Source organism: Coriobacteriia bacterium (assembly GCA_030652115.1).
In the GTDB taxonomy this organism is placed as follows: Bacteria; Actinomycetota; Coriobacteriia; order Anaerosomatales; family Anaerosomataceae; genus UBA6100.
The window spans coordinates 400023-424213 of the sequence record JAUSBK010000001.1 but is presented as its reverse complement, the minus strand read 5'-3'; the positions used below and the strand labels follow the sequence as shown (position 1 = coordinate 424213).

Genomic DNA, 24191 nt, shown 5'->3' with positions numbered 1-24191 from the left:
CTACCTGCCCAATGCTTCTCGGATGCGCGCCGCCAGCCAGTCGACGTCGTCGCGCAAGAACGCCAAGCCGAGCGCCGCGTACACGCCGGCGCCGACCGCAGACAGGACGATCAGCTGCACGACGAGGCTCGCCGAGTGAAGCGGGGGCCACAGACCTGCCGCGTAGGCGCATACGCCCGCGATCGCGGCAAGCACCGCGGGCTTCCACGTGGCTGCGAAGAAGTCCGAAGCGCGCGCGTGCACCAGCCCCATCGGTATCCGGACGACCGGGTAGAGCAGCAGCAGATTCGTCACCAGGTACGAGACCGCCACGCCGAGCACGCCCCAGCGCAGCCCGACGACGAAGCCGCCCACGATGACCGCGCTCTCGACCAGGCCCACGCGCAGCAGCAGGTCCGTCCGTGCCTTGGACTGGTACAAGATGATCACCGTCGAGGTGACCGACTGTAGGGCGCCCACCGGCGCCAGCACCGCGAGCACCGGCACGAGGTCTGCCCACTTCGGTCCGTACACCACGCCCACGAACTCGGGGCTCAGAAACGCCATGATCGCGAGCATCGGGAACGTGACCAGGGCGATCGAGCGCACGATCCGAAGGTAGCCGCGCAGCAGGCCGGGGTCGTCGTCCTGACGGCGCGAGAGCACCGGGTACGCCACGGTCGAGACCACGTTGGTGACGTTGCGCAGCGGGTAGAGGATCGTCCTGTAGCCGATGTCGTACACGCCGAGCGCGCCCGTGCCGAGGAACCTGCCGATGAGCAGGTTGTCGGCGTTGCGCGCCGCGTAGTAGACGGTGTTGTACGCGCTCAGATTGGCCGTGAACGAGGCGATGCCGCGCAGCTCGGCACGCGACGGGCGCGCCCGCGGGAGCCATCGGGCGCCAACCGCCATCACCGCGCCGCTCACCGTGGTGGCGACCATCTGCTGCACCACGAGGCTCCAGGGGCCCCAGCCGAGCAGCGCCACACCCACAGCCGAGAGTCCGCCGGCCAGCGTGCCATACACCTCGGAGCGGGCGACCGTGTTGAAGCGCAGGTCCCTCTGGAGCAGCGCACCGTGCACGAGCGCGAGGCTGCGGATGGGGAAGACGAGCGCGAGCCCTCTGATGACAGGTGCCGCATGCGGGTTGCCGAGCGCCGCGGCGAGCGGCCCGCTTCCTACGATGAGCAGCGCCGCCGCGCCCACGCCCACACCGACGTTCAGGACCCACACCGAGCTCAGGAGGCGCGGGTTGAGCTCCTTGCGCTGGACGATCGCAGCCGAGGTCCCCAGGTCGCCGAGCAGCGTGATGAAGCCCGTGATGACGCTGCAGAGCGCCACGATGCCGAAGTCCCCGGGGTCGAGCAGCCGCACGAGCGCGATCGTGAAGGCGAACTGGAGTACCTGCTGCCCGGCGCGGCCAAGCGACGCGTCGCGCATGCCTCGAACGGCAGCAACGGGGCTGTGCTGATCCTGCGTCATCGAGGCCAGCACCGCCTCGCGCCTCGCGGCTGCGACATGAGTGGCCCAGAAGGAACGTGCAACCCGACCCCCCGTGGCTCCGCCGTGTGCCGGTCGTGTGCGGTCGCCGACTCCCCGGCGCATGCACCAGAGTGTATCGTACCTGCACGTCAGACGCCCTTACGGCGCGGGCAACGGCCCGCCATCGGCGCCGTGCGCAGCGTGACAGTCCTCGCGCCCCGCTGGTACAGTGCAGGCAGCAGATGATGCCGCTGGTACGGGGGGAAAGTGGATCTCGGACACCTGATCAAGATCTTCGTCAATCGGCGCAAGCTCATCGCGGCGTGTCTCCTCGTAGCCACCGGCGCCGCGCTGGTGATGAGCCTGTTCCAGACGCCCGAGTATCAGGCGCAGTCACAGGTCCTGATGATCGAGCAGAACGCGGGCGCGACGCTGCTCGGCTCGACGCAGATGCAGTCGAGTTCGCAGGAGCGCGAGTTCCAGACCCAGGTGGGAGTGCTCAAGTCTCGCCCCATCGTCGAGGCGGTCATCAATTCGCTCGAGCTGAACACGACGAGCACTGAGCTGCTCAAGCAGGTCGTCTTCATCACGGAGACGGGCACGAACATCGCGACGGTCGAGGTCACGGACCCCTCCCCGGAGCGTGCGGCCGCCATCGCGAACGCGTTCGCCGAAAGCTACGTTGCATGGTCGCGCGACCTCCAGCGAGCAAGCATCCGGGCCGCCGTGGACGACGTGAAAGCCAGGCTCTCCGAGACTCAGCAGGACATCGTCGCACTCGAAGCGCAGACGGCCAACGGCGCCTCCGCCGATGAGCAGGTGAGCCTCGAGGCCGCGAAGAGCCTCTACGCCACGCTCTCCGAACAGCTCGTCGACCTGCAGATCAACGAACAGCTCGAGACCGGGTCGGGCAGCGTGCTTGCCACCGCGGTGCCGGATCCCGATCCCGTGTCGCCCAAGCCCGCCCGGGACAGCGTGGTCGGTTTCGCGCTCGGCCTCGTGGTAGGTCTCGGCGCCGCGTTCGTGGCCGAGACGCTCGACAACACCATCAAGTCGCCTGCCGAGGCCGAGGAACTGTACGGATCGCCCGTGCTCGGGCAGGTCGCTCGCACCGTCCTCACCAAAGATGAAGGACCCGACCTGTCGGTCATCCTGCAGCCGGACGGACAGGCCGCCGAGTCGTACCGCGTGCTGCGCAACGGGCTCGACTTCGTGAACTTCGAGCACGACGTCAAGGTCGTTCTCGTCACCTCGGCGGTAGCCCAGGAAGGCAAGTCCACCGTTGCGGCGAACCTCGCGAGCGTGCTGGCGCAGTCGGGCAAGAAGACCGTCCTGATCGAGTCGGACTTCCGTCGGCCGATCGCGGCCAGGTTCTTTGGCGTGAAGGAGAATGTCGGGCTCTCGGACGTGCTGACCGGGGCCTTCGACGCCGCTTACGTGCTGCAGCGGCCCGAGAGCGTCAAGAACCTCTGGGTGCTCACGGCCGGCCGCATGCCTCCGAACCCGAGCGAGCTCCTCGGCTCTGCAACGATGAAGCGTCTGTTCGATTCGCTGGCCGAGTGGGCCGACTGGATCATCGTCGACGCGCCACCGCTGCTGTCGGTCGCAGACACCTCGGCGGTCGCCCGCTGGGCGGACGGCGTGCTCATGGTGACGGCGGCGGGCTTCACCACCCGTGAGATGGCCAAGGCGAGCCGGGAGACCCTCGCAGGTGCGGGGTCACGGCTCATCGGTATCGTGATGTGGGGTCTCAACAAGCGCTCGTCGGCCCGCACGGGCTACCGGAGCTACTACACCCCAGGTCAGGACTGAGAAACCGGGTCCCGTTTGAGCGGACGTCCAACGTGTGCGGCATAGTCGGGCTCGCCAGCCTCAGCCCCGGGGCCACGGGCGCATTCATCGACCGGGCGCTCGAAGCCATCGCACACCGCGGCCCGAACGACAGCGGCGTGTACTCCTCGCCCTCCACCGGCGTCGTGCTCGGCAACCGCAGGCTGAGCATCATCGACCTCTCCGCCGCCGGTCACATGCCGATGGGCAACGAGGACGGCTCCGTATGGGTCACCTACAACGGTGAGATCTACAACGCCCCGGCGTTGCGCGCGGAGCTTGAGTCGCGGGGGCATGTGTTCGCCTCGCGTGCCGACACGGAGGTCCTCGTCCACGGTTTCGAGGAGTGGGGGGACGGACTGCCCGGACGACTCAACGGGATGTTCGCCTTCGCAGCCTGGAACGAGCGCATGGGCACGCTGCTCGTCGCGCGCGACCACCTCGGCATCAAGCCGCTGTACTACCGCCAGGACGGCGACACGCTCGTGTTCGCTTCCGAGGCGAAGTCGCTGTACCCGGACGGACTCGCGGGGCGCGCGCTCAATGTGGCCGCTCTGCCCAAGTACCTCACCTACCTGTGGACGCCCGCACCGGAAACGCTCATCGAGGGAGTCCTGAAGCTTCGCCCCGGCCACCTCATCGAGTGGCGCGACGGCGTCACCTCGATCCGCGAGTACTGGGACCTCGAACTGCATCCCGACAACGACCTGTCCTCCACCGAGCATATCGAGGCCCTTCGAACCGCCCTGCACGACTCGGTTCGCCGCCAACTCCGAAGCGACGTTCCGGTCGGCCTGCTTCTGAGCGGCGGCCTCGACTCCACCGGACTGCTCGCGCTTGCTGCCAAGGAGCGCTCGGAGCCGGTGGACTGCTTCACCATCGCTTTCCGTGCCGAGGACGCGGTGCTCGAGCAGTGCCCCGACGAGCACCTCTACGCCCGACGTGCCGCCGCGCACTACGGCGCCCGCTATCACGAGACGATCGTCGCGCCGGACGTGGCGGACCTCCTGCCCAAGCTGCTGTGGCACATGGACGAGCCCCTTGCGGACCCGGCCGCCATCAACACCTACCTCATCAGTGAGGCGGCCCGGGAGCTCGTGACCGTGCTCCTCACCGGCCAGGGCGCCGACGAGCTCTTCGGCGGCTATCGGCTCCACCAGATCCTGCACGTGGCCGACCGCCATCCCTGGCTCGGGGGTCCGGTCGCCGGACCGGTGCTCCGCGGCATCGGCGGCGCGTCGGCGTGGGCGGGCGGGAAGGTCCCGGGCCTCTCCAAGGGGCTCGGCCTCGGCGTACAGCGCGTGCTCGACGACATCGTCGCTGCCGGCGCAGCAGATCCCCGCGAGCGCGCCGCCGGGCTGCGCACCTACTACGATGCTGCCGGCATCGACGCGTTGCTGTCGGCGGATGCGCAGGCGCAGGTGGTCGAATCGCTCTCGGCGCGACAGTACGAGTACTTCGAGAAAGTCGCCTCGCTCGACGCGGTGAGTCAGGCGTCGTACCTCGACACGAAGCTCTTCTTGCCGGAGCTCAACCTCGCCTACTGCGACAAGATGTCGATGGCGGCCTCCATCGAGAGCCGCGTGCCGTATCTGGACCTCGCCGTGGTGTCCGTGGCCGCTGCCATGCCCTCCGATCTCAAGGTCCACGGGCGCACCCGCAAGTACGCGCTGCGCCAGGCGCTCGCGCCCGATCTGCCCGAGTGGGTGCTTGCGCGCCGCAAGGCGGGCTTCGGCGCGCCAATCCGCCAGTGGCTCAAGACCGACCTGGCCGAGATGCTCGGCGATCTGCTGTCCGAGGAGACGATCCGCAGGCGCGGCGTTTTCCAGCCGGAAGCGGTAACACGTATGATTCGTGAGAACCGGTCGGGCGAGGCAGACCACGCCTTCCGGCTGTGGGCGCTGCTGACGCTCGAGATCTGGCAGCGCTCGGTGCTCGAGGGGGACCGCCACCCGTAGGCGGGACGTGAGGAGCAAGTCGTGAAGCAGGTTGCGCAGAACTTCAACACGGGCGAGATCCGGGTGCTCGACGTGCCGGTACCGGCCCTGCAGCCCGGCTGCGTGCTCGTGCGCGTTGAGGCGTCGTTGCTCTCGGCAGGCACCGAGAAGTCCAAGGTGGACCTGGGGCGCAAGAGCCTCGTCGGCAAGGCGCAGGCGCGGCCCGACCTCGTGGCGCAGGTGCTGTCGAAGGTGAAGACCGAGGGCATCGCCGCCACCGTGCAGACCGTGCGCAACCGCCTCGACTCCTGGTCGCCGCTCGGCTACTCCTGCGCAGGCGTTGTCGAGCGCGTCGCGCCAGGTGTCTCCTCGTTCCGCATCGGCGACCGCGTGGCGTGCGCCGGCGCCGAGTCGGCGGTGCACGCGGGCTACGTGTGCGTGCCTGAGCTGCTCTGTTCGAAGATGCCCGACGAGGTCTCCTTCGAGGACGCGGCATACACGACAGTCGGCTGCGTGGCCATGAACGGCATCCGCCAGAGCGGGGTGAGCTACGGCGAGCGCGTGCTGGTGATCGGACTCGGGCTCATCGGCCGGATCACCGTGCAGCTGCTGCAGGCGTCGGGCTGTCGTGTGGCGGGCACCGACGTCTCCGCGGCAGCCGTGGAGGGCGCCCGGGCGGGTGGCTGCGACCTTACGACCGCAGCGGACGCACCCGGCGTCGAGGGGCTGCTCATGGCCTTCACCGAAGGCATGGGCTTCGACGCGGTGATCATCACCGCGGGCGCACCCGACAACTCCCCGTTCGTGCTCGCGGGTGCGGTGGCGCGCGACCGCGCGCGCGTCGTGCTCGTGGGTGCGACTCCGATGGAGGTGCCGCGCTCGCCGTACTACGAGAAGGAGCTGTCGGTCGTCCTGTCCCGCTCATACGGACCCGGGCGCTACGACGCCTCGTACGAAGTCCACGGCCACGACTACCCGGCGGGCTACGTCCGCTGGACCGAGGGCCGCAACATGGCCGCGTTCCTCGGCGCACTCGCGAGAGGCGACGTGAACGCAGCTGCACTCACCACGCATCGCTTCGCGGTCGAGGAGGCCCCGGACGCATACGACCTCCTCGCCACCGGACGCGAGCCCTACCTCGGCATCGTGCTCGCCTACAGCGAGGACCCGTTGCCTGAGGCGGACACGACTGCCGGGACGCAGGTCACACCCGCGCGCGGCGACGGTGTTGCGTTCGTGGGCGCCGGCAACTTCGCCACCCGCGTGCTCCTGCCCGCGGTGCGCGCGGCCGGCGTACCGCTCGATACCGTGATCTCAGCCCGGGGCTTGAGCGCTGTCGATGCCGCCGCGAAGTTCGGGTTCGCCCACGCCGAGAGCGACGCCGCGAAGGCCTTCGCACGTCCCGAAGTGGGCCTCGCGTTCATCTCCACGCGCCACGACTCGCACGCCGCGCTCACGATGAGCGCGCTGCGCGCGGGCCTTGCGGTCTTCGTCGAGAAGCCGCTGTGCCTGCGCTCCGACGATCTGCCCGGGCTTCTCGAAGCGCAGCGCGAGCACCGGGCCGTGTGCATGGTGGGCTTCAACCGTCGCTTCGCGCCGATGACCCGCCAGGCGCTCGAGGTCCGCGACCGGACGAAGGGCCCGGTGCAGTGCCTCATCCGGGTGAACGCGGGCGCGATCCCGCCCGACAGCTGGATCCAGGACCCGCAGGTGGGCGGCGGCAGGATCATCGGCGAGGTCTGCCACTTCATCGATCTGGCGATCTGCCTCACCGGCTCGCCGGCAGCCTCGGTCACGGCTCGCGCCATCGGCAACGGCAAGAGTCCCGAGCTGCAGGACTCGCTCTCGGTCATTGTCATGCACGCCGACGGGTCGCTCTCGTCCGTCGTCTACGCCGCAGACGGGGACACCGCCATCCCGAAGGAGCGCATCGAACTCTTCGGCGGGGCGAGCACCGTGGCGATCGACGACTTCAGGGAGCTTCGGATCGCCTCGGGCGGGCGCGTCAAGGGCTCGAAGGGCGCCCAGGACAAGGGCCACCGGACCGAGGTCACGTCCTTCGTCGATGCCGCCAAGGCCGGGCGCGAGCCCTCCGAGCTCACGTTCGCCGAATGCGTCCACTCCACGATCGCGACGTTCGCGGCGGTTGAGTCGCTGCGCTCCGAGAGCACGATCGACATCGCGGTCTACACCGCGGAGATCACGGGCAGCTGATGGAGCTCGTCGGCATCGATCCGTTCGATGCACTGCGCGGCTCCCGCATTCCCGCGTGGGTGCTGCGACACGCACGGGCGCGCCAGGTCGCCATACAGCTACGCAAGCGCTGCCCGCTCGACTTGTCGCGCGCACTCGGCATCTCCCCCTTCCCGATGGCCAAAGCGCTCGGCGCACACCTGACCGCCGCGTGCCGAAGCGAAGCGGCGCCCGACGATGCGACCCGCTCCCTCGTGGACGCGCTGCTTCACCGCGACGACATCGCGCGGCTGGAGGAGGGCGCGTGGGGCTACGAGTTCGATGTGCAGACGCGCTGGGCGTTCTATCCGGTCGGATCCCCCAACCTGATCGCCACGGTGTTCGTGGCGCGTGGTCTCGGAACCGCGGGCATCGTCGCCGACGACCCGTCCCTCCGCTCGCAGCTCACAGCCTCGGCATCCTTCCTGAGCGACCACATGCTCGAACCGGCCGGGCGTCCCTTCTTCCGCTACACGCTCGACTCCGCGCGGCTCGTGCACAACGCGAACCTGCTGGGCGCGGGACTCGTGGCCATGGCGGGTACGCTTCGCGGCGACATCTCGCTGGTGGATGCGGCGGTCGCGTGCGCGCACACCTCCATCGCCGCGCAGCTCGAGAACGGGTCGTGGCCGTACGGTGAGGGTGCATCACTTGGCTGGTCCGACAACTTCCACACCGCGTACAACCTCGACGGGTTGCTGCAGGTATGGCTGGCAACCGGCGATGAAGCCGTGCGCGGCTCTCTCGAACGGGGCGTGACGCACTGGACGCGGGACTTCTTCGGCGAAGAAGGCGAGCCGAAGTACTATACCGACCGGCCGCACCCGTACGACATCCACAGCGCCGGCACGGCGGTGGACGTCGCGGCGCGGCTCGCAACGTGGGGCTTCGAGACAGCTGCGCTCGCCGAACGCGTGGCCGACTGGACCCGGCGATTCCTCGTCGACCCGATCTCCGGCGCGACGTACTACCAGAAGGGGCGCTTTGCGACCGACCGGCGGCACTTCCTCAGGTGGGGCGACGCGCACTGGGCGCTCGGCACGTCCTCGCTCGGCCTCCTGCATGGAGAGCGACGCGATCCGCTCGAAGCGGCAGTCGCCGAGCTTCAGCGGGGTGAACGCTGATGCGCGCTGAGCTCTTTGGCGTGCCGCTCGATCTGCTCACGATGGACGAATCGGTGGCCCGCTGCGCCGAACTCGTGGAAAGCGGCCGCGCCGCACAGCACGTGGTCATCAACGCGGGCAAGGTCGTGATGATGCAGGACGTGCCCGGCCTGCGCGAGGCGATCGCGAGCTGTGAGATCGTCAACGCCGACGGCCAGTCCGTCGTGTGGGCGGGGCGCATGCTCGGCCTCGACGTGCCCGAGCGAGTGGCCGGCATCGATCTGATGTGGCGCTTGCTCGCCGAAGCCGAGGAGCATGCCTGGCCCGTCTACCTCCTCGGCGCGCGGGAGGAGGTGCTCCAGGGCTGTCTCGCACGCATCCTGGAGGTCCATCCGCGCCTGGTGGTCGCCGGCGCGCGCAACGGCTACTTCGACGACGACGCGGCTGTGGCACGGACGATCCGCGACTCCGGCGCACGCCTGCTGTTCGTGGGGATCACGAGCCCGAAGAAGGAGTTCTTCCTCGCCGAGCGCCTTCCCGAGATGGGACCCGTCTTCGCGATGGGAGTAGGCGGGAGCTTTGACGTGATCGCAGGGCTCACCAAGCGTGCGCCCGTGTGGATGCAGCGGACCGGGCTCGAGTGGTTCTACCGTTTCGCTCAGGAGCCGCGCCGAATGTGGAAGCGCTACCTCGTCGGCAACTCGCGCTTCGCGCTCCTCACGCTCAAAGAGAAGCGCCGCCGCACCGCCTAAGCGGACGCGACGGCGTCTCGAAGAGCAGCTCGCTCCTACATACTAGTAGGCGCCCCGAGCGAGAACCACAGCCGGCACGGTGCGTGCCAGCAGGGAGAGATCCAAACCGAGCGACCAGTTGTCGATGTAGAAGACATCCAGACGGACCATGTCGCGGAACGTGAGCTTCGAACGCCCCGAGACCTGCCACAGGCCGGTCATGCCGGGGAGTACCTCAAGGCGCCGCCAGTCCTGATCCGTGTACTGCATCGTCTCGGCGGGAAGCGGCGGTCGCGGACCCACGAGGCTCATCTCGCCCTTGAGAACGTTGATGAGCTGCGGGAACTCGTCGAGCGAGAACTTGCGCATCCACCGGCCCACCGACGTCACGCGGGGGTCGTTCTTCATCTTGAACAGCGGACCGTCGGCCTGGTTGTCCTGCTGCAGCTGCTGCAGCATCGCGTCGGCGTCAGTCACCATCGAGCGGAACTTGTACATGTAAAACGGCACGCCGTTGCGGCCGATCCGCTCCTGGCGATAGAAGACCGGTCCGTCGCTCGTGAGTTTGATGAGCGCGGCCAGCGCCGCCCACAGCGGCATGCCCACGGCCACGATCGCGCCGGCGACTATCGAGTCGAAGACGCGCTTGCCGCGGACCTTTGCGTCGGAAAGCGACACGCCCCGGAGCGAGATCAGCGGGACCCCGCTCACCTCGCGCATGACCACGCGGTTCGAGAGCACCTCGTTGAGCGCCGAGGAGATGTGCACGGTCACCGGGAGGTCGCGAAGGTCCTTGATCATCCGCTGGGTGATCTCGTAGTCGAACGCCGAGGCAACGATGATCACGGTGTCGATGCCCTGCTCCCGCACGACCCGGCACAGATCTCGCGCGGTGCCGAGCGTGGGCAGGCACGGAGCGCAGTAGTCGAAGGAGAGCTTGTCTTTGAGCGAGCTACGCAGGCAGCCGACGGGCACCAGGCCCGAGCTGGGCTGGACTTTGAGCAGCGAGGCCAGCTCGGCCGCCTCACCATTCGAGCCGACGATGAGCGTGGGCCGCTGCAGCCAGCCGCCACGTTTCGTGAGACGGGAGCCGATCGTGCGCAGCACGCCGCGCCCGACGGTGACCGACACCACGGCAAACGTGCTCGCAAGCAGCATCCAGAGGCGCGACGGGCTGTCTACGCCGAGGAGGAAGAGCACGAGGACCGTTGAGACGAGCCCGCCGATGATCGAACGGCCGACCCGCGTGAACTCGGCGGATCCCCAACCGAGGCTCTCTATCGAGTACAGGTGCGACGAGGCCATGGCGGCGACGGTCGCCACGGCGAACAGCACGGACCAGAGCGCGGACATCGGGCTGATGCCGCCGGACATGGCCTGAAGCGCATACCGGTAGACGACGGTGGCCGCAAGCGATGCGAGCAAGAGCATCGTGGCGTCGGACGCCACGAGGGCGGATGCCACGCGGCGGTGACGTACGTCCCGGGACACGAAAGCACCGGCCTTGACAGGCTCGGTGTACGATTCCAGGCGCGGGACCTCGAACAGTTGTGGACGGTGCTGCTCGACTCGGACTGCGGCGCTACCCGTATTCATGCGGACTACCCCCTGCTGTCCCCGACATGCATATGCAACAGCTGGATCCGCGTACCCACGAGACTCGGACTCGACCGATTGGCGATCCGACTCGCCACGGACCTGCTCTCAACCCCCCGAGACCGGGACCGCAGGCGCCCCGGGTCTCACCCGGAAGAACGGCGCACGATCAGGCGGCGTGGGGCTGCAATGTGTTCTGCGACTGAGGCCGACCGGAGGGGTTCCGCTCATCGCCTCGTACTGTGACTATCATCACAGTACCCTGTGACAAGCGTCACAACAACACCGTCCCGACGAACCGACCGGTATATTCGGATGAGCGGCACGCATAGTTGCCGAACGGTCAGCACGCTTGCGTATTCTGAACGGCACAGCCTGCTGGTCGTGTACGATCGGGAGTACCGTCACGGAGAAAGGGAACCCGATGCTCAAGTCGCACATGGACCTGACGAAGAGCGACAAGCTGCTTGCCACGCTCACCTGGCACAAGCTCGACGAGAATGGCGCAATGCTCGACATCGGTTTCGACTGGACCGACGACATCGACGAAGACATGAAGAAGCGGGTCACGGACATCTGCGCCATGCCCCTGACGATCCCGACCGGCAAGGCGTTCCCGGGCAGCAGCAAGCACTTCGAAGCCCTGCCGAAGCACCTCGAGCGGCTCGGCGTCAGGGTGCGGACGTACTACTGAGACGGACCTCCCTTCGCCACGCGGGCGCACCTCACGGCCTACGGTGCTAAACTCTTCGACATGTTTCTCCGAAGGACAGCCGGGCTCGTCCTGGCCGTGGTGATGGCGGCAAGCGTCGTGGGGCTCCCTATGACGCAGGCGACAGCCCTGCCCACCGCCACAGAGGTCACGGCCGACCGCGCCGTGCTCGAGACTGCACTCGCAAAGTACGACGCAGCCCAGGCAGAATCATCGGCGATCGACGCCCAAGTGGCTGCGGCTTCCGGGGAGCTGGACCGCCTGGTCCTCCAGGAGCAGCAGTGCCAGGCGCGACTCCAGGCTCATGTGTCCGCGATGTACCGCTCCACCGGCGCCGACACGCTGTCGCTCCTGTTGGGTGCGTCCGATCTGCAGGAACTCGCGGCACGGCTCGATCTGCTCGACCGGATCGCCCGGCAGGCCAACGACAATCTCACCGCGCTCAAGGCCGCGCAGGCCGAGGCCACGTCGTCCGCCGAGGAGCTTCTCACACTCCAGTCCGAGCAGGCCGAGGCGCTCTCTGTGCTCGAGCAGGAGGTCGCCGTAGCGCGACAGCAACTCGCGGCGAGCGAGGCCGCGCTCAGGGAATACGAGGCGCAGATGGCCGCCAAGGCCAAGGCCGCCAAAGCCGCCGCTGACGCCGCAACCAAGGTGAACCAGGGCCTCGTCGGCACCGGCGAGTGGGGGACGGCGGTCGCATCGCACTACAGCTGGAACTTCACCGGCAGGGGAGCCAGCGGCGAGGCGATCGGGCCCTACTCGATGATGGTCGCGCACAAGACGCTGCCGTTCGGCACGCTCATCGAATTCGAGTACAACGGCAAGCGCGCGGTCGCCAAAGTCGCAGACCGCGGGCCGTACACCGCCGGCCGGGAGTTCGACCTCGGCCCCGGCGTGGCGCGCGTGCTCGGCTTCACCGGCGTGCACGAGGTGCGCTACCGCATCGTCTCGCAGTAGACACGCAGTCCCGGGCACCAGCGGGTCCTCTTGAACGCCCGAACCTCGAGCGCCCGCCCTCCACGTCGGAGAGCGTGCGCTTTGGCGTGCCCGCCAGCACGACCACATGCCGACGCAAGCCTCACATATTGATTTTATTGATTCCGGTCTTGACTTTCTCAATCTGCGGGTACACTATGCTCGTGGGAATTGAAAGGGAGTGGCGCTATGGCACATGATTGGCACGATCTGACCGACCTCACGGGCGACCGCGCGTTCGTCGTCACGCAGGTCCGTCTCAAGGACAGCGGCATCACCCTCGAGGGTGAGTTCGAGCCGCCGCCGCTGGCAGGGCTTCGCTACGAGGACCAGGTCTTCGTGGGCGAGTTCGTTCGATGCCACGGCTCGATCAAGCACATGGAGAAGGCGTTCGGCGTGAGCTACCCCACCATCAAGAACCGGCTCAACCGCATCGCCGCGCAGCTCCAGCTCGTGCAGATCGACATCGAGCCGGCGTCTGAACCCAGCGATGAGGTACTCGACTTGCTCGACCGCGGCGAGATCACCGCGGTTGAGGCCGCGGAGAGGCTGCGGCGATGAGCACCTACCTGCCCCCGTTCGTCATCGACGTGCGGGTGAAAGAAGAGGGTTCCCGGAGTTTCAGGATCTGGCTGCCGGTCTTCCTGCTGTGGCCGCTGCTGTTGCCCCTCGTGGCACTCGCGCTCATCGGCACCCTGATCGCCGACCTCGTACTGCTGCTCGGAGGCGCCCGCTATCACCACTACACGCTGCTCGTGCTCCGCTCGCTCGGCCTGCTCTCCGCCGCCAGAGGCACCCATGTCCGGGCGAACAACGGCGGCAGCCGCGTGAACGTCGACATCTACTGAGAGGACTGATCAACGATGAACGAAGACCGCAAGCGCATCCTAGGCATGCTCGCCGAGGGCAAGATCACGGCCGACGAGGCCGACATGCTCCTCGATTCGATCGGCGCGGACACCGATCCGGCCCAGCCGGTCCCCACCCCGCCGCCTTCGGCGGACTGGCCCACCGGGCCCTCGGCCTCGGGCACGCCGAAGTTCATGTACGTGAAAGTCGACAGCGTGAATAGCGACAAGGTCGACGTGAAGGTCCCGCTCGCGCTGCTGCGCACCGGGCTCAAGCTCACGTCGCTCATCCCGCCACAGGCGATGGAGCAGATCAACACGTCGATGACCGAGGCCGGCATGTCGTTCGACCTCAACAACATCAAGCCGGAGGACATCGAGGACATCATCCAGAGCCTCCGCGAGATGGAGGTCAACGTGAGCGCGGCCAACGGCGACACCATCAGGGTGTTCTGCGCCTGAGGGAGCGATTGAGACGGTACTCACGCCGCGCCGGGAGCGCGGCAGACCGAGAGGACGGGCACCATGGCATGGGGCGAAGGCACTCAGAAGGTCCACGTCGACACGGGCATGGGGATCATCTGGTTCATCGGATGGCTCTTCACGATCGCCTACGTGAAGCTCGGCTTCTGGACGGCGGTCCTCGGCCTGTTCATCTGGCCGTACTACCTGGGCGTGGCAGTGCGGTAGAGCGCGCGCAGAGGGTCCTCGTCGCGGATGCGACGACGTACCTACCGGTTCGTGCCGTCGAGCTGGCCCCCGATGAGCGAGCCACCCGTCCGGAACAGATAGGCCGCCCAGGCCACGATGCCCGCGACCTTCGCGCCGTCCTCGAGCAGGTACGGGTCCAGCCAGGGCAGGCCGCACGCATCACAGATGACGGAGAGCCCGAGAAAGCCGAGCGCCAGAAGCAGAATCGGGTACTCGGTCCGCAGGATGTGCCTTCGGAACGCGATCAGGAACGCCAGCATGCAGCCGAGGTAGACCGCGTAGAGGATCTCCTCGGGCACGCCGAGCTTCGGCAGGACCTCATCGTGCAGCAGGAACGCGTCATCGACGCATAGCGCCACAGTCAAGAGCCCCGCTGAGAACAGGAAGCGACGGCCGCTCGCGTCCGGTGCGCCGGTGAGCGCGGATGCCGCGAGGAATGCGGCAGCGGCACCGGCTGCCCAGAACAGGATGCCGGCCTGCGAGAGGAAGCCGAAATAAGCTGGCTTGCCGGAGAGCGGGTCCCGGGTGAGCGTGCCCATCGGCACGCCCGTGACATCCCGGACGTAGAGCACGATGGCGATGAGCGCCGCCGAGACGGCGAGCACGATGACGCCCGTAAGCAGCGTCGACCGGACACGTCGGTGCAGCACTATCTGGTCTTCCAACGGTCCCCCAGTGGATCAGCCGGGCACATGTGGCACCGGCACACGAGAAGTCGTCTGCGAATGATACACGAGTGGTGGATGTTACGGTCAGCCGATGAATGCAGGCCGCCGGGCACTCGGTGGGCCGAGGGCCCGCGCGGAGGGTACATACACCGAGACACACCGCGCGCCTGCGAGGCGACCCCCACGGGGTTAACGCGTCGGTAAGACGAGTGCGTGATCGCGAGATGTGCCGCCGGGCAACACCGCCCGGAACCGAGGAGGCGAGTGCAATGCCATCCGAAGCACCGAAGCCCGATCATTGGCCATTCCAGGAGGGCGCGAGCGCGAAGGACCAAGCCGCAGCATTCCGCGCAGCTCTTGAACGTAAGCAAGCCCGCGAGACTATGCGCGCCGCGAACCGGGAGCACATGCGCCACGATCGCCTTATCGTCGGGGGCAGAGCCCACACCAGGAAGCCCGGCCTGAGCTAGCCCCCCGGGCGCTTTGCCTGAGCGCGGGATCCCCGACGCGACCGGAGGGTCACTCGGCGTATCCGTGCAGCAGCGTGGCGAGCAGACGCGGGATACGCGGGTCGATGTTCCTCGCGCACCGGTCCTCCGGCTCGCCCAGCTTGCGGGCCAGCGCCTCGACCTCGGCCCGCGTATAGGACTGCCATTGGTAGCGCATCCCCTCGGAACGAGACGAGAGGCTGTACTCGGTATCGGGCTGCTTTGGCATGGTCGCCCCTCCTCACATCGTTGATACCCGCCGAGGTCCGAGCGCACTCCTGCGGTTCATGCGCGTGGTCCCGACCTCCCTCTCCGGGCTGTCGGGACCACGTTCGTGCTGCTAACGTCGGACGGCGTGAGTCATTGGCCTCGCGATCAGCTGGCCGCCAGATCCCAAACGTTGTCGCCACGGAGCACCACGTCCGAGCCGCCGTCGATGTAGATCGTCTGCCCGGTCACGTGCGTGTTCTCGACACTGGTGAGCCAGATGAGCAGATAGGCGACGCCCTCCGGCTCCAGATAGTAGTTGAGCGGCATGGGAACCGCCTGGTCGAGGCCCGCGCGCGCCTCGGCGGTGGCGATCATCTCGGCCACCATCGGCGTCTTCACGATGCCCGGACCGATGGCATTGAGCGGGATGCCCGCGCCGGCCCACTCAGGCTTGGGGGACTCGCGCCGGACCCAGCGGCTGATGGCGCGCTTCGTTGAGCCGTAGATGAGCTGCTCCATGCCGCCGCCGGCGTCCACGAGCTCCTGGGCCCGTGCGACCGCCTTGGCCTCGTCGTCGTCGACGAACATCGCCTCGACGAGAGCCGGGTCGTTCGGCATAAGGGAGGCCATGGAGCTGATGAGCGCCGCACGCGGCGCATCGGACTTCGCGAGCGTGGGCGCGAGCGCCTCGAGAAACTCGGTCATGCCGAAGTAGTTGACCGACACCGTCTTGGCGATCGGATGTGCCAGACCGGCACACGCGATCACCGCATCGATGCTCCCGCCAGCCAGTTCGATCGCCTTACTGGCAGCGTCGAGCCGACCCTGTTTTGTGCTGAGATCGGCGACGATGTCCGCGTCATGGATGTCGATGCCGATGACCGTGTTGCCGCGCTCCTTGAGGATCTTTGCGGTCGCCGCCGCGATGCCCGAGGCGGTTCCTGTGATGACGTACGTACGAGGCATGTCGTACCTCCCGTTTGCCGCAGACGCTGATCGGTCTGAGTGGCGTTATCCTACTACTTTGTAACAATCGTTGCAAAGTAGGTCGCCGCAGACAGGGCGAGGGTCAGGAGTTACGCGCGGAGCGTAGTCTTCACCCGCTCGATCCCGGTCGCACAACGGTTGCCCCACCCATCGACGAACTCGCCGTTGCGCAGGACGCAGACCACCTCGCAGTTGTTCGCGCAGCCGCCGCACTCGTCGCCGACGGTGTCGAAGCTCATGTCGCGCACGCCGAAGTCGAACTCCCTCTCGACGCCCGTGTCTCTGGCGAGCAGCGCGATGCCGAGTGCGCCCATGAGGTGGCCGCACTCGTCCACCTGGACATCGTGTCCGGTCAGACGCTTGAACGCCTCGACCACGCCGACGTTCTTGCTCACGCCGCCCTGGAACACGATCGGCGGCTGGATCTCCTTGCCCTTGCCGACGTTGTTGAGGTAGTTGCCGACGATCGCGTTGCACAGCCCCGCGATGATGTCTTCGATCGCGTACCCGATCTGCGCCTTGTGCACCAGGTCCGACTCGGCGAACACCGTGCAGCGGCCCGCGATCTTGGTGGGACGCTGCGACCGGAGCGCGTAGTCGCCGAACTCCTCGACAGGTATGCCGAGGCGCCGCGACTGCGAGGAGAGGAACGAGCCCGTCCCCGCCGCGCACAGCGTGTTCATCGCGTAGTCGACCGGGACGCCGTCGCGCAGGACGATGATCTTCGAGTCCTGGCCTCCGATCTCGAAGATCGTGTGGACGTCGGGATGAAGCGACAGGGTGCCCATCGCGTGCGCCGTGATCTCGTTCTTCACCACCTGCGCGCCGAGCACAGAGCCGATGAGCTCGCGCGCCGAACCGGTTGTACCGGACGACAGAACGCAGACGTCCGAGCCTGCAAGCTGCGATTCCATCTCGATCAGCACGCGCTTGACGGCCGCGATCGGATTGCCCTCGGTCCACAGGTACGACTCGGCGAGGATCGCGCCCCCCTCGTCGATCACCACGGCCTTGGTCGAGATCGAACCGATGTCCACACCCAGGTAACCCTTACGCACTTGCGTCTCTCCTCCGTCGCATGGCAAGCATGTCGCAGAACGCCTCCACGCGTGTCTGGACTCCTGCCTCGGCTGTCTGCGCATCGTAGCTGAGGAACAGGATCGGGAACGTGTGCTCGCGCGAGATCCGCTGGAGCGCCGACATGGCGCTCACCTCGGGCATGCAGCCGAAGGGCTTGAGGTGCACCATCCCGTCAAATCCCGCGTTCATGAGCTCCCACGTCTTCGCAACGCTCTCGGTCGCATCAGCGCCCAGGTGGTACTCGACCCACGGACCTGCCGCGTCCAGCGCATGGCGCACATGCTTGCGTCCGCCCACACCCTGCGCAATGAGCGACGTGCCGTTGATGAACCGGTGGACTTCTACGCCAGCGGCGGCGAGCTTGCGCTCCACGCCGCAGTTGGCGAACGGTTCCATGAGCACGTAGAGCTCGCCGACAACACCAACGCGCAGCGGGTCAGCCGGCTTGTCGATCGGCACGGCGGCAAGGTCGGCGAGGCCGCGCTCCCGCACCTCACGCACGGCCCTGAGCGTTCGCGTCGTGCGTAGATCGCGCAGGAAGGAGTTCAGCGCGCGATCCGTCGCGCCACGTTCGACCTCGAACCCGATGTTCAGCCGCACGTAAGCCTCGGCCGCCTCTATGGCCTGGGCCTGCCGGTATGCCACGGCCACCGCGCGGGCGGCCCGCACGTAGGAAACCGACGGCTGCATCCTCCGAACCTCGCGCACCAGCTGTGCTGCACTCTCGGCCTTGATCAGGTTCACGAGTTCGAACTCGTACCCCATGTCCTTCAGGATGGCTTCCTGGACCTCGCCGTAGTAGCCGAACCGACAGCCGCCTCCTGCCTGGACGATGACGTCGGCTCCGCCCCCTTCGAGCGTCTCGAGGAAGTTGCCCATGTTGTACTTGAACGGCACGCAGACGAACTCGGGGCTCACGTGCGCGCCCGCCTCCAGCGTGTGCCGCGTCATACGGGGCGCGATGACCGCCTCCGCGCCGAGCATCTCGGCGAGCGTCTCGAAGGCGATCCAGTACTCGCCCATGTGCGGGAACGTAACGCGGCGTTTCCCGGTCACGACCCCACCTCGCAGCGCTGCCGGGCGTGCCGTTTGGCCGCGATGATGTCCACGAAGCTCTCCAGGCGGGTGCGCAGCCCGGCTTCGGCCTGCAACTCGTCTAAGACGATCGTCGCAACAGGCACGCCGTGGAGTTTGCGCTGGCACAGTTCGCCCATGAGCGAGTCCGGTCCGCACGGGAAGGTCACGATGAACACGATCCCGTCGACGACATCCCGGTAGAGCTCGACCGCCCCGAGCAGCTCCTTGTTGTACGTCCACCTGATGCCGGGAGACAGCCGTGCGGACAACTTCCGGGCGAGCGGCTTGTCGATCGCATCGGAGGTGATCACCTCTACGCCAAGCGACTCGAGATACGTGATGATCGGCTTGCCGATGAGCTCGTCGGCGAGGTTGTAGGTGTGTCCGACGACCAGGATGCGGATCCGGTCGGGGTGCGGGCCGCCGGTCTCGAGGAGCGACTCCTGCAGCCGGGCGAGCTCGCGCTCGTGTGCGCGCTGGGCCGTGAGGGCCCGGTCGTAGGCGCGGCGGCTGGCAAGCCGGCCGGCTCCCAGCTGGCGCGCGAGCGCGATCATGCTCGAGCGCTCGTGCACGGCATTGGCGGCATCGACGTCGTAGCCGATCACGGCCAGGTCGGGCATGGTGTTGCGCACGATATCGTAGACGCCCATGAACTTGACGCAGAGATGTTCGTCGGGCGTCAGCGACTCAAGCCGTGGAATGAACACAACATCACAGTGGTCGCGAAGCGAATCAACGTGTCCGAGGAAGACCTTCATCGGCAGGCACGACTCGTCGACGGCAAGCCCGACCCCGCGCTCGAGCGTCCCACGGGTGGTCGGCCCACTGATGACCGTGCGCCAACCGAGCTCCTCGAAGAAGGTCGTCCACAGCGTGTGGTACTTGTGGTACAGGAGTGCGCGCGGCAGTCCGACTGTTCGCGCTTCGGTCACGGTCCCCCCCATGTCGTACATGTTCTTGGGTGTGCAGGGCACTATAGCATCCCGCAGCCGGGGGCAGGCGCCGGGCGCGTCTGGCCACAGGATCGGTATCGGGTCTACCGCTGAGCGGTCACGCTCGCGTAGAGTCTGAGGAGGATCGAACGGGGGTGCCCGATGTTGGGATCGCCATGGTGGAAGACAGGGGTGATCTACCAGATCGCCGTGCCGAGCTTCGCCGACAGTGACGGCGACGGGCGCGGGGACCTGCGCGGCATCATCGGCAAGCTCGACTACCTGAACGACGGCACTGAGGCATCGCTCGGCGTCGACGCCATCTGGCTCACACCGATCAACACCTCCCCGCTCAGGGACTTCGGCTATGACGTGGCCGACTACCGTGCCATCGATCCCCGCTTCGGCACGATAGAGGACCTCGACGAACTCATCGCCGAGTGCCACCGGCGAGGCATGCGCGTGATGATGGACCTCGTGCTGAACCACACATCCGACGAGCACCCGTGGTTCGTCGAGTCGCGGTCGTCGCGCGACAACCCGCGCCGTGACTGGTACGTCTGGAAGGACGGCCGCTCGCCGGGCAAGCCACCGAACGACTGGCTCGCTGTGGTGGAGGGAAGCGCCTGGGCGTACGACGAGACGACCGGACAGTACTACTACCACGCGTTCCTGCCGTTCCAGCCCGACCTCAACTGGCGAAATCCCGAGGTGCGGCAGGAGATGCTCGACGTTGCCGAGTTCTGGCTCGGCAGGGGCGTGGACGGCTTTCGGCTCGACCTCATCAACTTCCTCTACGAGGATGCGGCGCTGCGTGACAACCCGGGGCGGCTGGGAGTCCGGCCCTACCTCGCACAGCGGCATGTGCACGACTTCTCGCAGCCGGAGAGCCTGGGGATCGCGCAGGCGCTGCGCGATCTGGCCGACAGGTTCGGCGAGCGGACGCTCATGGGTGAGGTGTGCACGGACACGCCCGACGACTGCCTCGCATACCTCGGCGACGGAACCGACCGCCTGCACCTCTCCTTCTATCTCGACTTCATCCGGCAGCGCTGGAGCGCGACCGGCTTCAGCCGCTCGGTGGGGTGGCTCGAGGCGCATCTGCCCCCCGCAGCCTGGCCGTGCTACTACCTGGACAATCACGACCTGCCGCGCAGCTTCACGCGACTCGGCGCGCCCGGGGCCGAGGAGCGGAGAGCACGAGTCGCCGCGGCGATGCTGCTGACGCTCCGCGGCACGCCGATCATCTACTACGGGCAGGAGCTCGGCATGGCGCGGAGCCGGGTGCCACGACAGGCGATGGATGACCCGGTGGGGATCAAGTTCTGGCCGCTTCGTGTGGGCCGAGACGGGTCGCGCACTCCGATGCAGTGGGCACCGGGGCCCAACGCCGGGTTCACCGACGGTACACCGTGGCTGCCGGTCGATGCTCTGTGCGCGCGAAGGAACGTCGCAACCGAGCTCACGCAGCCCCGGTCGCTGCTCGACTGGTACCGCCGGCTCATTCGGCTGCGCCGCGCGACACCCGCGCTCCAGACCGGCTCGTACCGGGCGATCCGAGCCACGCCGGGTAGTGTGTACGCGTACGTCCGGGAGCACGGGGGCGAGCGGGCAGCCGTGCTCCTCAACTTCGCCGCCCGGGCGAGCGAGCTGGAATTGCCCACCGACCTCTGCGACCACCGGCCATGGTCATGCGCACTCTCGACGCACACCGCCGAGGGCGAGATCCGAGGTCCCAGGCTGAAGCTGGAACCCTACGAGGCGCTCATCATGGTCTCGCGGTAGCGTCGTTGTTAGGCGCTCCTGCCAAGGAGGTGGGTATTTACGTCTGGTGAGGCCTCGTAACGACCAACCGGCGTAAGGAGTCCGCTGATGCCTACGAACAGCCCTAAGCCAGACCGCGCAGAGGAGAGCAACGCCCGCAACCGACGGGCGATTCCTCCACCCGAGGAGTACAGCAACCCGCCGGGCATCGGCGCCGAGGTCTGCGACACCGACGATGAGGCGCAGCAGGCCGAGCCCTGCGACTCCACTTCGGCAGAAGACCAGGTACTTGAGGAGTCGAAGCCTGGCTACGGGATCTTCGGATACGAAGGTGAGGAAGTCGGCGGCGGATAGGGGAACGAAGCGCCGACCCCACGGCCGTTGCTCGCCCGCCGGCCCGGAATCCGGACCGCACCTGATCCAGCAAGAAGAGGAGCTCCTCGATGCCACAACGGGATGCTGCGCCCACGGTCCTTGTCGTGTTCGGCGCCACGGGCGACCTCATGGCACGCAAGATCGTGCCGTCGCTCTACCACCTCAGCCGCGAAGGCCTTCTGCCCCCGCTGTTGCGCGTCGTCGGCTTCTCACGGCGAGACTGGTCCGACGATGACCTGCAGGCGCACGTGAAGGCGATCATCGCCGAGAAGTACCCCTCCGCGGATGCGCTCGACGAGTTCCTGGCGCTCTTCACCTATCAGCAGGGCACGTTCGCCGATGAATCCGCCTACGCCGAGCTCGCCCGCTTCACCGAGGAAGCAGCTCGCGAGTGGAACGCGTGCACGAACAAGCTCTTCTACCTCGCGGTTCCTCCCCAGAACTACGAGACGATCCTCGGCAACCTCGCCCGTAGCGGTCTCACAGCCGCGTGCAGCGCCGAGACCGGCTACACGCGCGTGCTGGTGGAGAAGCCCTTCGGCCATGATGTCGGCAGCTCGAAAGCGCTCGACGATCTGCTCGCCTCGCTCTTCCGCGAGGAGCAGATCTACCGCATCGACCATTACCTCGCCAAGGAGATGCTCCAAGGGATCCTCGCCTTCCGCTTCCACAACGACTTGCTCGAGTCCGATTGGAACCGCGAGACCATCGAGCGCATCGACATCTCGCTGCTCGAGACCCTCGGCGTGGAGAAGCGGGGCGCCTTCTACGACGGCGTCGGTGCGTTGCGCGACGTGGGGCAGAACCACCTGCTCCAGATGCTCGCGCTCGTCACCATGGAGCAGCCTGCGGGGCTTGACGCCGATTCCATCAGGGCGGCGCGCGCCGCGCTTCTCGGCGGGCTGCGGCCGCTGCGTTCCGAGGAGGTGGCGCGCCGGACCTATCGGGCTCAGTACGACGGCTACTGCCAGATCGTCGGGGTCGACCCGGCGTCGCAGACCGAGACATACTTCAAGCTCGAGACCGTCATGAGCGGGCACCGATGGGCGGGCGTGCCGGTGACCTTCGAGAGCGGCAAGCGCGTGGGTGAGGCGCCCCTGAAGCGCATCGTCGTGACGTTCCGCCACCGCCACCCCTGCCTGTGCGGCAAGGCAAAGACACACCTGCGCAACCAGGTCATTTTCACGCTCGAGCCCAACGACACCATCGAGATCACGTTCTGGGCGAAGCGACCCGGCTTCGACTACGAGGTCGAGAAGCGGACCTTCGGCTTCGCGCTCTATGAGAAGACCGAGCGGCTCCAGTATGTGGCCGAGTACGCCAAGCTGCTCTACGACGCGATACTCGGCGACCAGACGGCATTCGTCTCAACCGACGAGGTCCGCGCGATGTGGGCCTTCATCGACCCGGTGATCGACGAGTGGCGCGAGGGCGTGACCCCGCTGGAGACGTATGCGCCCGACACCGAGGAGCCGGTGCGGCATGCCGCGGCCGCGCTTCGAGCGAACCAACGGGGGCGGCAGATCGGGGTCGCGGGACTCGGCAAGATGGGCGCCGGCATCGCGCTCAACCTGGCCGATCACGGCTGGGAGGTCGTGGGATGGAACCGCACGGTACAGGTGGCGCACGATCTCGCCGAAGACGGCGTCTTTCCTGCAGATACGCTTGAGGCCCTGGTCGCGGTGCTTCGGCCACCACGCGTGGTGTGGCTCATGATCCCCGCCGGCAGGCCCGTCGACGCCGTGCTCTTCAGCGATGACGGCAAGCACGGGCTTGCGGACCTCCTCGAGCCCGGCGACATCGTCATCGACGGCGGCAACTCCCGCTACGCCGACGACGAGCCGCGTGCTGCGCGCCTTGCCGAACGCGGCATCGGGTTCCTCGACTGCGGGACGTCCGGCGGCCCGGCCGGGGCTCGCCACGGGGCGTGCTTGATGATCGGCGGCGATCGGGCCACATTCGAGCGCGTCGAGCCGGTGTTTGCCGATGTCGCCGTCCGGGACGGCTACCGGTTCTTCGACGGAGTAGGCTCGGGACACTTCGTGAAGATGGTCCACAACGGCATCGAGTACGGCATGATGCAGGCGATCGCCGAGGGCTTCGCCCTGATGCATGATTCGTCGCGCGATCTGGACCTTGCGGCCGTCGCCGACGTCTACCAGCATGCGAGCGTCATCGAGTCGAGACTCGTGGGATGGCTGGGCTCGGCATACGAGCGCTTCGGCTGTGACCTCGAGCCCGTGTCGGGCTCCCCCGGCCACACCGGCGAGGGCGCCTGGACGATCGACGCAGCGAGAGAGGCGGGAATTCCGGTGCCCGCGATCGAAGCGGCGCTGCAGTTCAGGATCGATGCCGATGACAGCCCCAGCTACACGGGCAAGGTCGTGCAGGCGCTGCGCAACGAGTTCGGCGGCCACGGGCTGGCACCAGGGACGTCGAAGTAGCCCCCGGCCGGAAACCGGCGCACCGCACCT

Annotated in this window: 22 protein-coding genes; 14 read left to right on the top strand and 8 right to left on the bottom strand. The window is 67.4% G+C overall.

Translation table 11 applies throughout. From position 1 onward, the window contains the following. Positions 1 to 1461, bottom strand: a complete 1461-nt coding sequence (locus tag Q7W51_02160; GenBank protein MDO8847176.1) for a lipopolysaccharide biosynthesis protein — start codon at positions 1459 to 1461, stop codon at positions 1 to 3. A gap of 267 nt (positions 1462 to 1728) precedes the next feature. Between Q7W51_02160 and Q7W51_02155 the strand changes: the two genes are divergently transcribed. The 5 genes from Q7W51_02155 to Q7W51_02135 are packed head-to-tail and all read left to right on the top strand — an operon-like array spanning position 1729 to position 9315. After that, positions 1729 to 3273, top strand: a complete 1545-nt coding sequence (locus tag Q7W51_02155) for a polysaccharide biosynthesis tyrosine autokinase (protein ID MDO8847175.1) — start codon at positions 1729 to 1731, stop codon at positions 3271 to 3273. 32 nt (positions 3274 to 3305) lie between these two features. Next, complete coding sequence (gene asnB, locus Q7W51_02150; GenBank protein ID MDO8847174.1) at positions 3306 to 5249, top strand: asparagine synthase (glutamine-hydrolyzing); 1944 nt, start codon at positions 3306 to 3308, stop codon at positions 5247 to 5249. A 21-nt stretch (positions 5250 to 5270) separates the two neighbouring features. Then, complete coding sequence (locus Q7W51_02145) at positions 5271 to 7442, top strand: bi-domain-containing oxidoreductase (protein MDO8847173.1); 2172 nt, start codon at positions 5271 to 5273, stop codon at positions 7440 to 7442. Further along, positions 7442 to 8584, top strand: a complete 1143-nt coding sequence (locus Q7W51_02140) for a hypothetical protein (GenBank protein MDO8847172.1) — start codon at positions 7442 to 7444, stop codon at positions 8582 to 8584. Before Q7W51_02145 ends, Q7W51_02140 begins: the two co-directional genes overlap by 1 nt. After that, complete coding sequence (locus Q7W51_02135) at positions 8584 to 9315, top strand: WecB/TagA/CpsF family glycosyltransferase (protein ID MDO8847171.1); 732 nt, start codon at positions 8584 to 8586, stop codon at positions 9313 to 9315. Before Q7W51_02140 ends, Q7W51_02135 begins: the two co-directional genes overlap by 1 nt. A 42-nt stretch (positions 9316 to 9357) precedes the next feature. Here the strand turns inward: Q7W51_02135 and Q7W51_02130 are convergent, their stop codons facing one another. After that, a complete protein-coding gene (locus tag Q7W51_02130) occupies positions 9358 to 10890 on the bottom strand; it encodes a sugar transferase (protein MDO8847170.1) in 1533 nt (510 codons plus the stop codon). Positions 10891 to 11314: 424 nt separating this feature from the next. Here Q7W51_02130 and Q7W51_02125 point away from each other — a divergent pair, with 424 nt between their 5' ends. The 6 genes from Q7W51_02125 (at position 11315) to Q7W51_02100 (ending at position 14115) form a co-directional block, all read left to right on the top strand. Further along, the gene (locus Q7W51_02125) at positions 11315 to 11584 is read left to right on the top strand and encodes a hypothetical protein (GenBank protein MDO8847169.1); all 270 of its coding nucleotides are present in this window, start codon (positions 11315 to 11317) and stop codon (positions 11582 to 11584) included. A 129-nt stretch (positions 11585 to 11713) separates the two neighbouring features. Then, the gene (locus tag Q7W51_02120; GenBank protein MDO8847168.1) at positions 11714 to 12559 is read left to right on the top strand and encodes an RlpA-like double-psi beta-barrel domain-containing protein; all 846 of its coding nucleotides are present in this window, start codon (positions 11714 to 11716) and stop codon (positions 12557 to 12559) included. A gap of 207 nt (positions 12560 to 12766) precedes the next feature. Then, positions 12767 to 13138, top strand: a complete 372-nt coding sequence (locus tag Q7W51_02115; protein MDO8847167.1) for a DUF2089 domain-containing protein — start codon at positions 12767 to 12769, stop codon at positions 13136 to 13138. Beyond that, entirely contained in the window at positions 13135 to 13425 is a 291-nt protein-coding gene (locus Q7W51_02110; GenBank protein MDO8847166.1) for a hypothetical protein, read from the top strand. The genes Q7W51_02115 and Q7W51_02110 overlap by 4 nt, the downstream gene beginning before the upstream one ends. Positions 13426 to 13440: 15 nt before the next feature. Then, positions 13441 to 13887 carry a hypothetical protein gene (locus Q7W51_02105; protein ID MDO8847165.1) on the top strand — a complete coding sequence of 149 codons (447 nt, stop codon included), beginning with the start codon at positions 13441 to 13443 and terminating at the stop codon, positions 13885 to 13887. A 63-nt stretch (positions 13888 to 13950) separates the two neighbouring features. Next, positions 13951 to 14115: a hypothetical protein gene (locus Q7W51_02100; GenBank protein MDO8847164.1), complete on the top strand. Its 165-nt coding sequence runs from the start codon at positions 13951 to 13953 to the stop codon at positions 14113 to 14115. A 41-nt stretch (positions 14116 to 14156) separates the two neighbouring features. Here Q7W51_02100 and Q7W51_02095 read toward each other — a convergent pair whose 3' ends face one another. From Q7W51_02095 to Q7W51_02070, 6 genes are all read right to left on the bottom strand, one after another. Next, positions 14157 to 14801, bottom strand: a complete 645-nt coding sequence (locus Q7W51_02095) for a hypothetical protein (GenBank protein MDO8847163.1) — start codon at positions 14799 to 14801, stop codon at positions 14157 to 14159. Positions 14802 to 15323: 522 nt separating this feature from the next. Continuing rightward, the gene (locus tag Q7W51_02090) at positions 15324 to 15521 is read right to left on the bottom strand and encodes a hypothetical protein (GenBank protein ID MDO8847162.1); all 198 of its coding nucleotides are present in this window, start codon (positions 15519 to 15521) and stop codon (positions 15324 to 15326) included. A 146-nt stretch (positions 15522 to 15667) separates the two neighbouring features. Then, complete coding sequence (locus Q7W51_02085; protein MDO8847161.1) at positions 15668 to 16468, bottom strand: SDR family oxidoreductase; 801 nt, start codon at positions 16466 to 16468, stop codon at positions 15668 to 15670. A 110-nt stretch (positions 16469 to 16578) separates the two neighbouring features. Then, positions 16579 to 17547 carry an acyl-CoA dehydratase activase gene (locus Q7W51_02080; protein MDO8847160.1) on the bottom strand — a complete coding sequence of 323 codons (969 nt, stop codon included), beginning with the start codon at positions 17545 to 17547 and terminating at the stop codon, positions 16579 to 16581. Continuing rightward, positions 17540 to 18625: a hypothetical protein gene (locus Q7W51_02075; GenBank protein MDO8847159.1), complete on the bottom strand. Its 1086-nt coding sequence runs from the start codon at positions 18623 to 18625 to the stop codon at positions 17540 to 17542. The genes Q7W51_02080 and Q7W51_02075 overlap by 8 nt, the downstream gene beginning before the upstream one ends. Next, positions 18622 to 19578, bottom strand: a complete 957-nt coding sequence (locus tag Q7W51_02070; GenBank protein MDO8847158.1) for an acyl-CoA dehydratase activase-related protein — start codon at positions 19576 to 19578, stop codon at positions 18622 to 18624. The genes Q7W51_02075 and Q7W51_02070 overlap by 4 nt, the downstream gene beginning before the upstream one ends. 162 nt (positions 19579 to 19740) lie before the next feature. On the opposite strand from Q7W51_02070, the gene Q7W51_02065 reads away from it, so the two are divergent. The 3 genes from Q7W51_02065 to zwf all read left to right on the top strand — a co-directional run bounded on the left by Q7W51_02065 (position 19741) and on the right by zwf (position 24161). Next, entirely contained in the window at positions 19741 to 21363 is a 1623-nt protein-coding gene (locus tag Q7W51_02065) for an alpha-amylase family glycosyl hydrolase (GenBank protein MDO8847157.1), read from the top strand. A gap of 87 nt (positions 21364 to 21450) precedes the next feature. After that, positions 21451 to 21696, top strand: coding sequence for a hypothetical protein (locus tag Q7W51_02060; GenBank protein ID MDO8847156.1), 246 nt, complete (start codon positions 21451 to 21453; stop codon positions 21694 to 21696). Between the two features lie 89 nt (positions 21697 to 21785). After that, entirely contained in the window at positions 21786 to 24161 is a 2376-nt protein-coding gene (gene zwf / locus Q7W51_02055; GenBank protein ID MDO8847155.1) for a glucose-6-phosphate dehydrogenase, read from the top strand. Positions 24162 to 24191: the final 30 nt, after the last annotated feature.

Coding starts and splice junctions, on each gene's coding strand:
- Q7W51_02160 (MDO8847176.1), bottom strand. CDS start 1,461: ATGACGCAGGATCAGCACAGCCCCGTTGCTGCCGTTCGAGGCATGCGC.
- Q7W51_02140 (MDO8847172.1), top strand. CDS start 7,442: ATGGAGCTCGTCGGCATCGATCCGTTCGATGCACTGCGCGGCTCCCGC.
- Q7W51_02135 (MDO8847171.1), top strand. CDS start 8,584: ATGCGCGCTGAGCTCTTTGGCGTGCCGCTCGATCTGCTCACGATGGAC.
- Q7W51_02130 (MDO8847170.1), bottom strand. CDS start 10,890: ATGAATACGGGTAGCGCCGCAGTCCGAGTCGAGCAGCACCGTCCACAA.
- Q7W51_02125 (MDO8847169.1), top strand. CDS start 11,315: ATGCTCAAGTCGCACATGGACCTGACGAAGAGCGACAAGCTGCTTGCC.
- Q7W51_02120 (MDO8847168.1), top strand. CDS start 11,714: ATGACGCAGGCGACAGCCCTGCCCACCGCCACAGAGGTCACGGCCGAC.
- Q7W51_02115 (MDO8847167.1), top strand. CDS start 12,767: ATGGCACATGATTGGCACGATCTGACCGACCTCACGGGCGACCGCGCG.
- Q7W51_02110 (MDO8847166.1), top strand. CDS start 13,135: ATGAGCACCTACCTGCCCCCGTTCGTCATCGACGTGCGGGTGAAAGAA.
- Q7W51_02105 (MDO8847165.1), top strand. CDS start 13,441: ATGAACGAAGACCGCAAGCGCATCCTAGGCATGCTCGCCGAGGGCAAG.
- Q7W51_02100 (MDO8847164.1), top strand. CDS start 13,951: ATGGCATGGGGCGAAGGCACTCAGAAGGTCCACGTCGACACGGGCATG.
- Q7W51_02090 (MDO8847162.1), bottom strand. CDS start 15,521: ATGCCAAAGCAGCCCGATACCGAGTACAGCCTCTCGTCTCGTTCCGAG.
- Q7W51_02085 (MDO8847161.1), bottom strand. CDS start 16,468: ATGCCTCGTACGTACGTCATCACAGGAACCGCCTCGGGCATCGCGGCG.
- Q7W51_02065 (MDO8847157.1), top strand. CDS start 19,741: ATGTTGGGATCGCCATGGTGGAAGACAGGGGTGATCTACCAGATCGCC.
- Q7W51_02060 (MDO8847156.1), top strand. CDS start 21,451: ATGCCTACGAACAGCCCTAAGCCAGACCGCGCAGAGGAGAGCAACGCC.
- zwf (MDO8847155.1), top strand. CDS start 21,786: ATGCCACAACGGGATGCTGCGCCCACGGTCCTTGTCGTGTTCGGCGCC.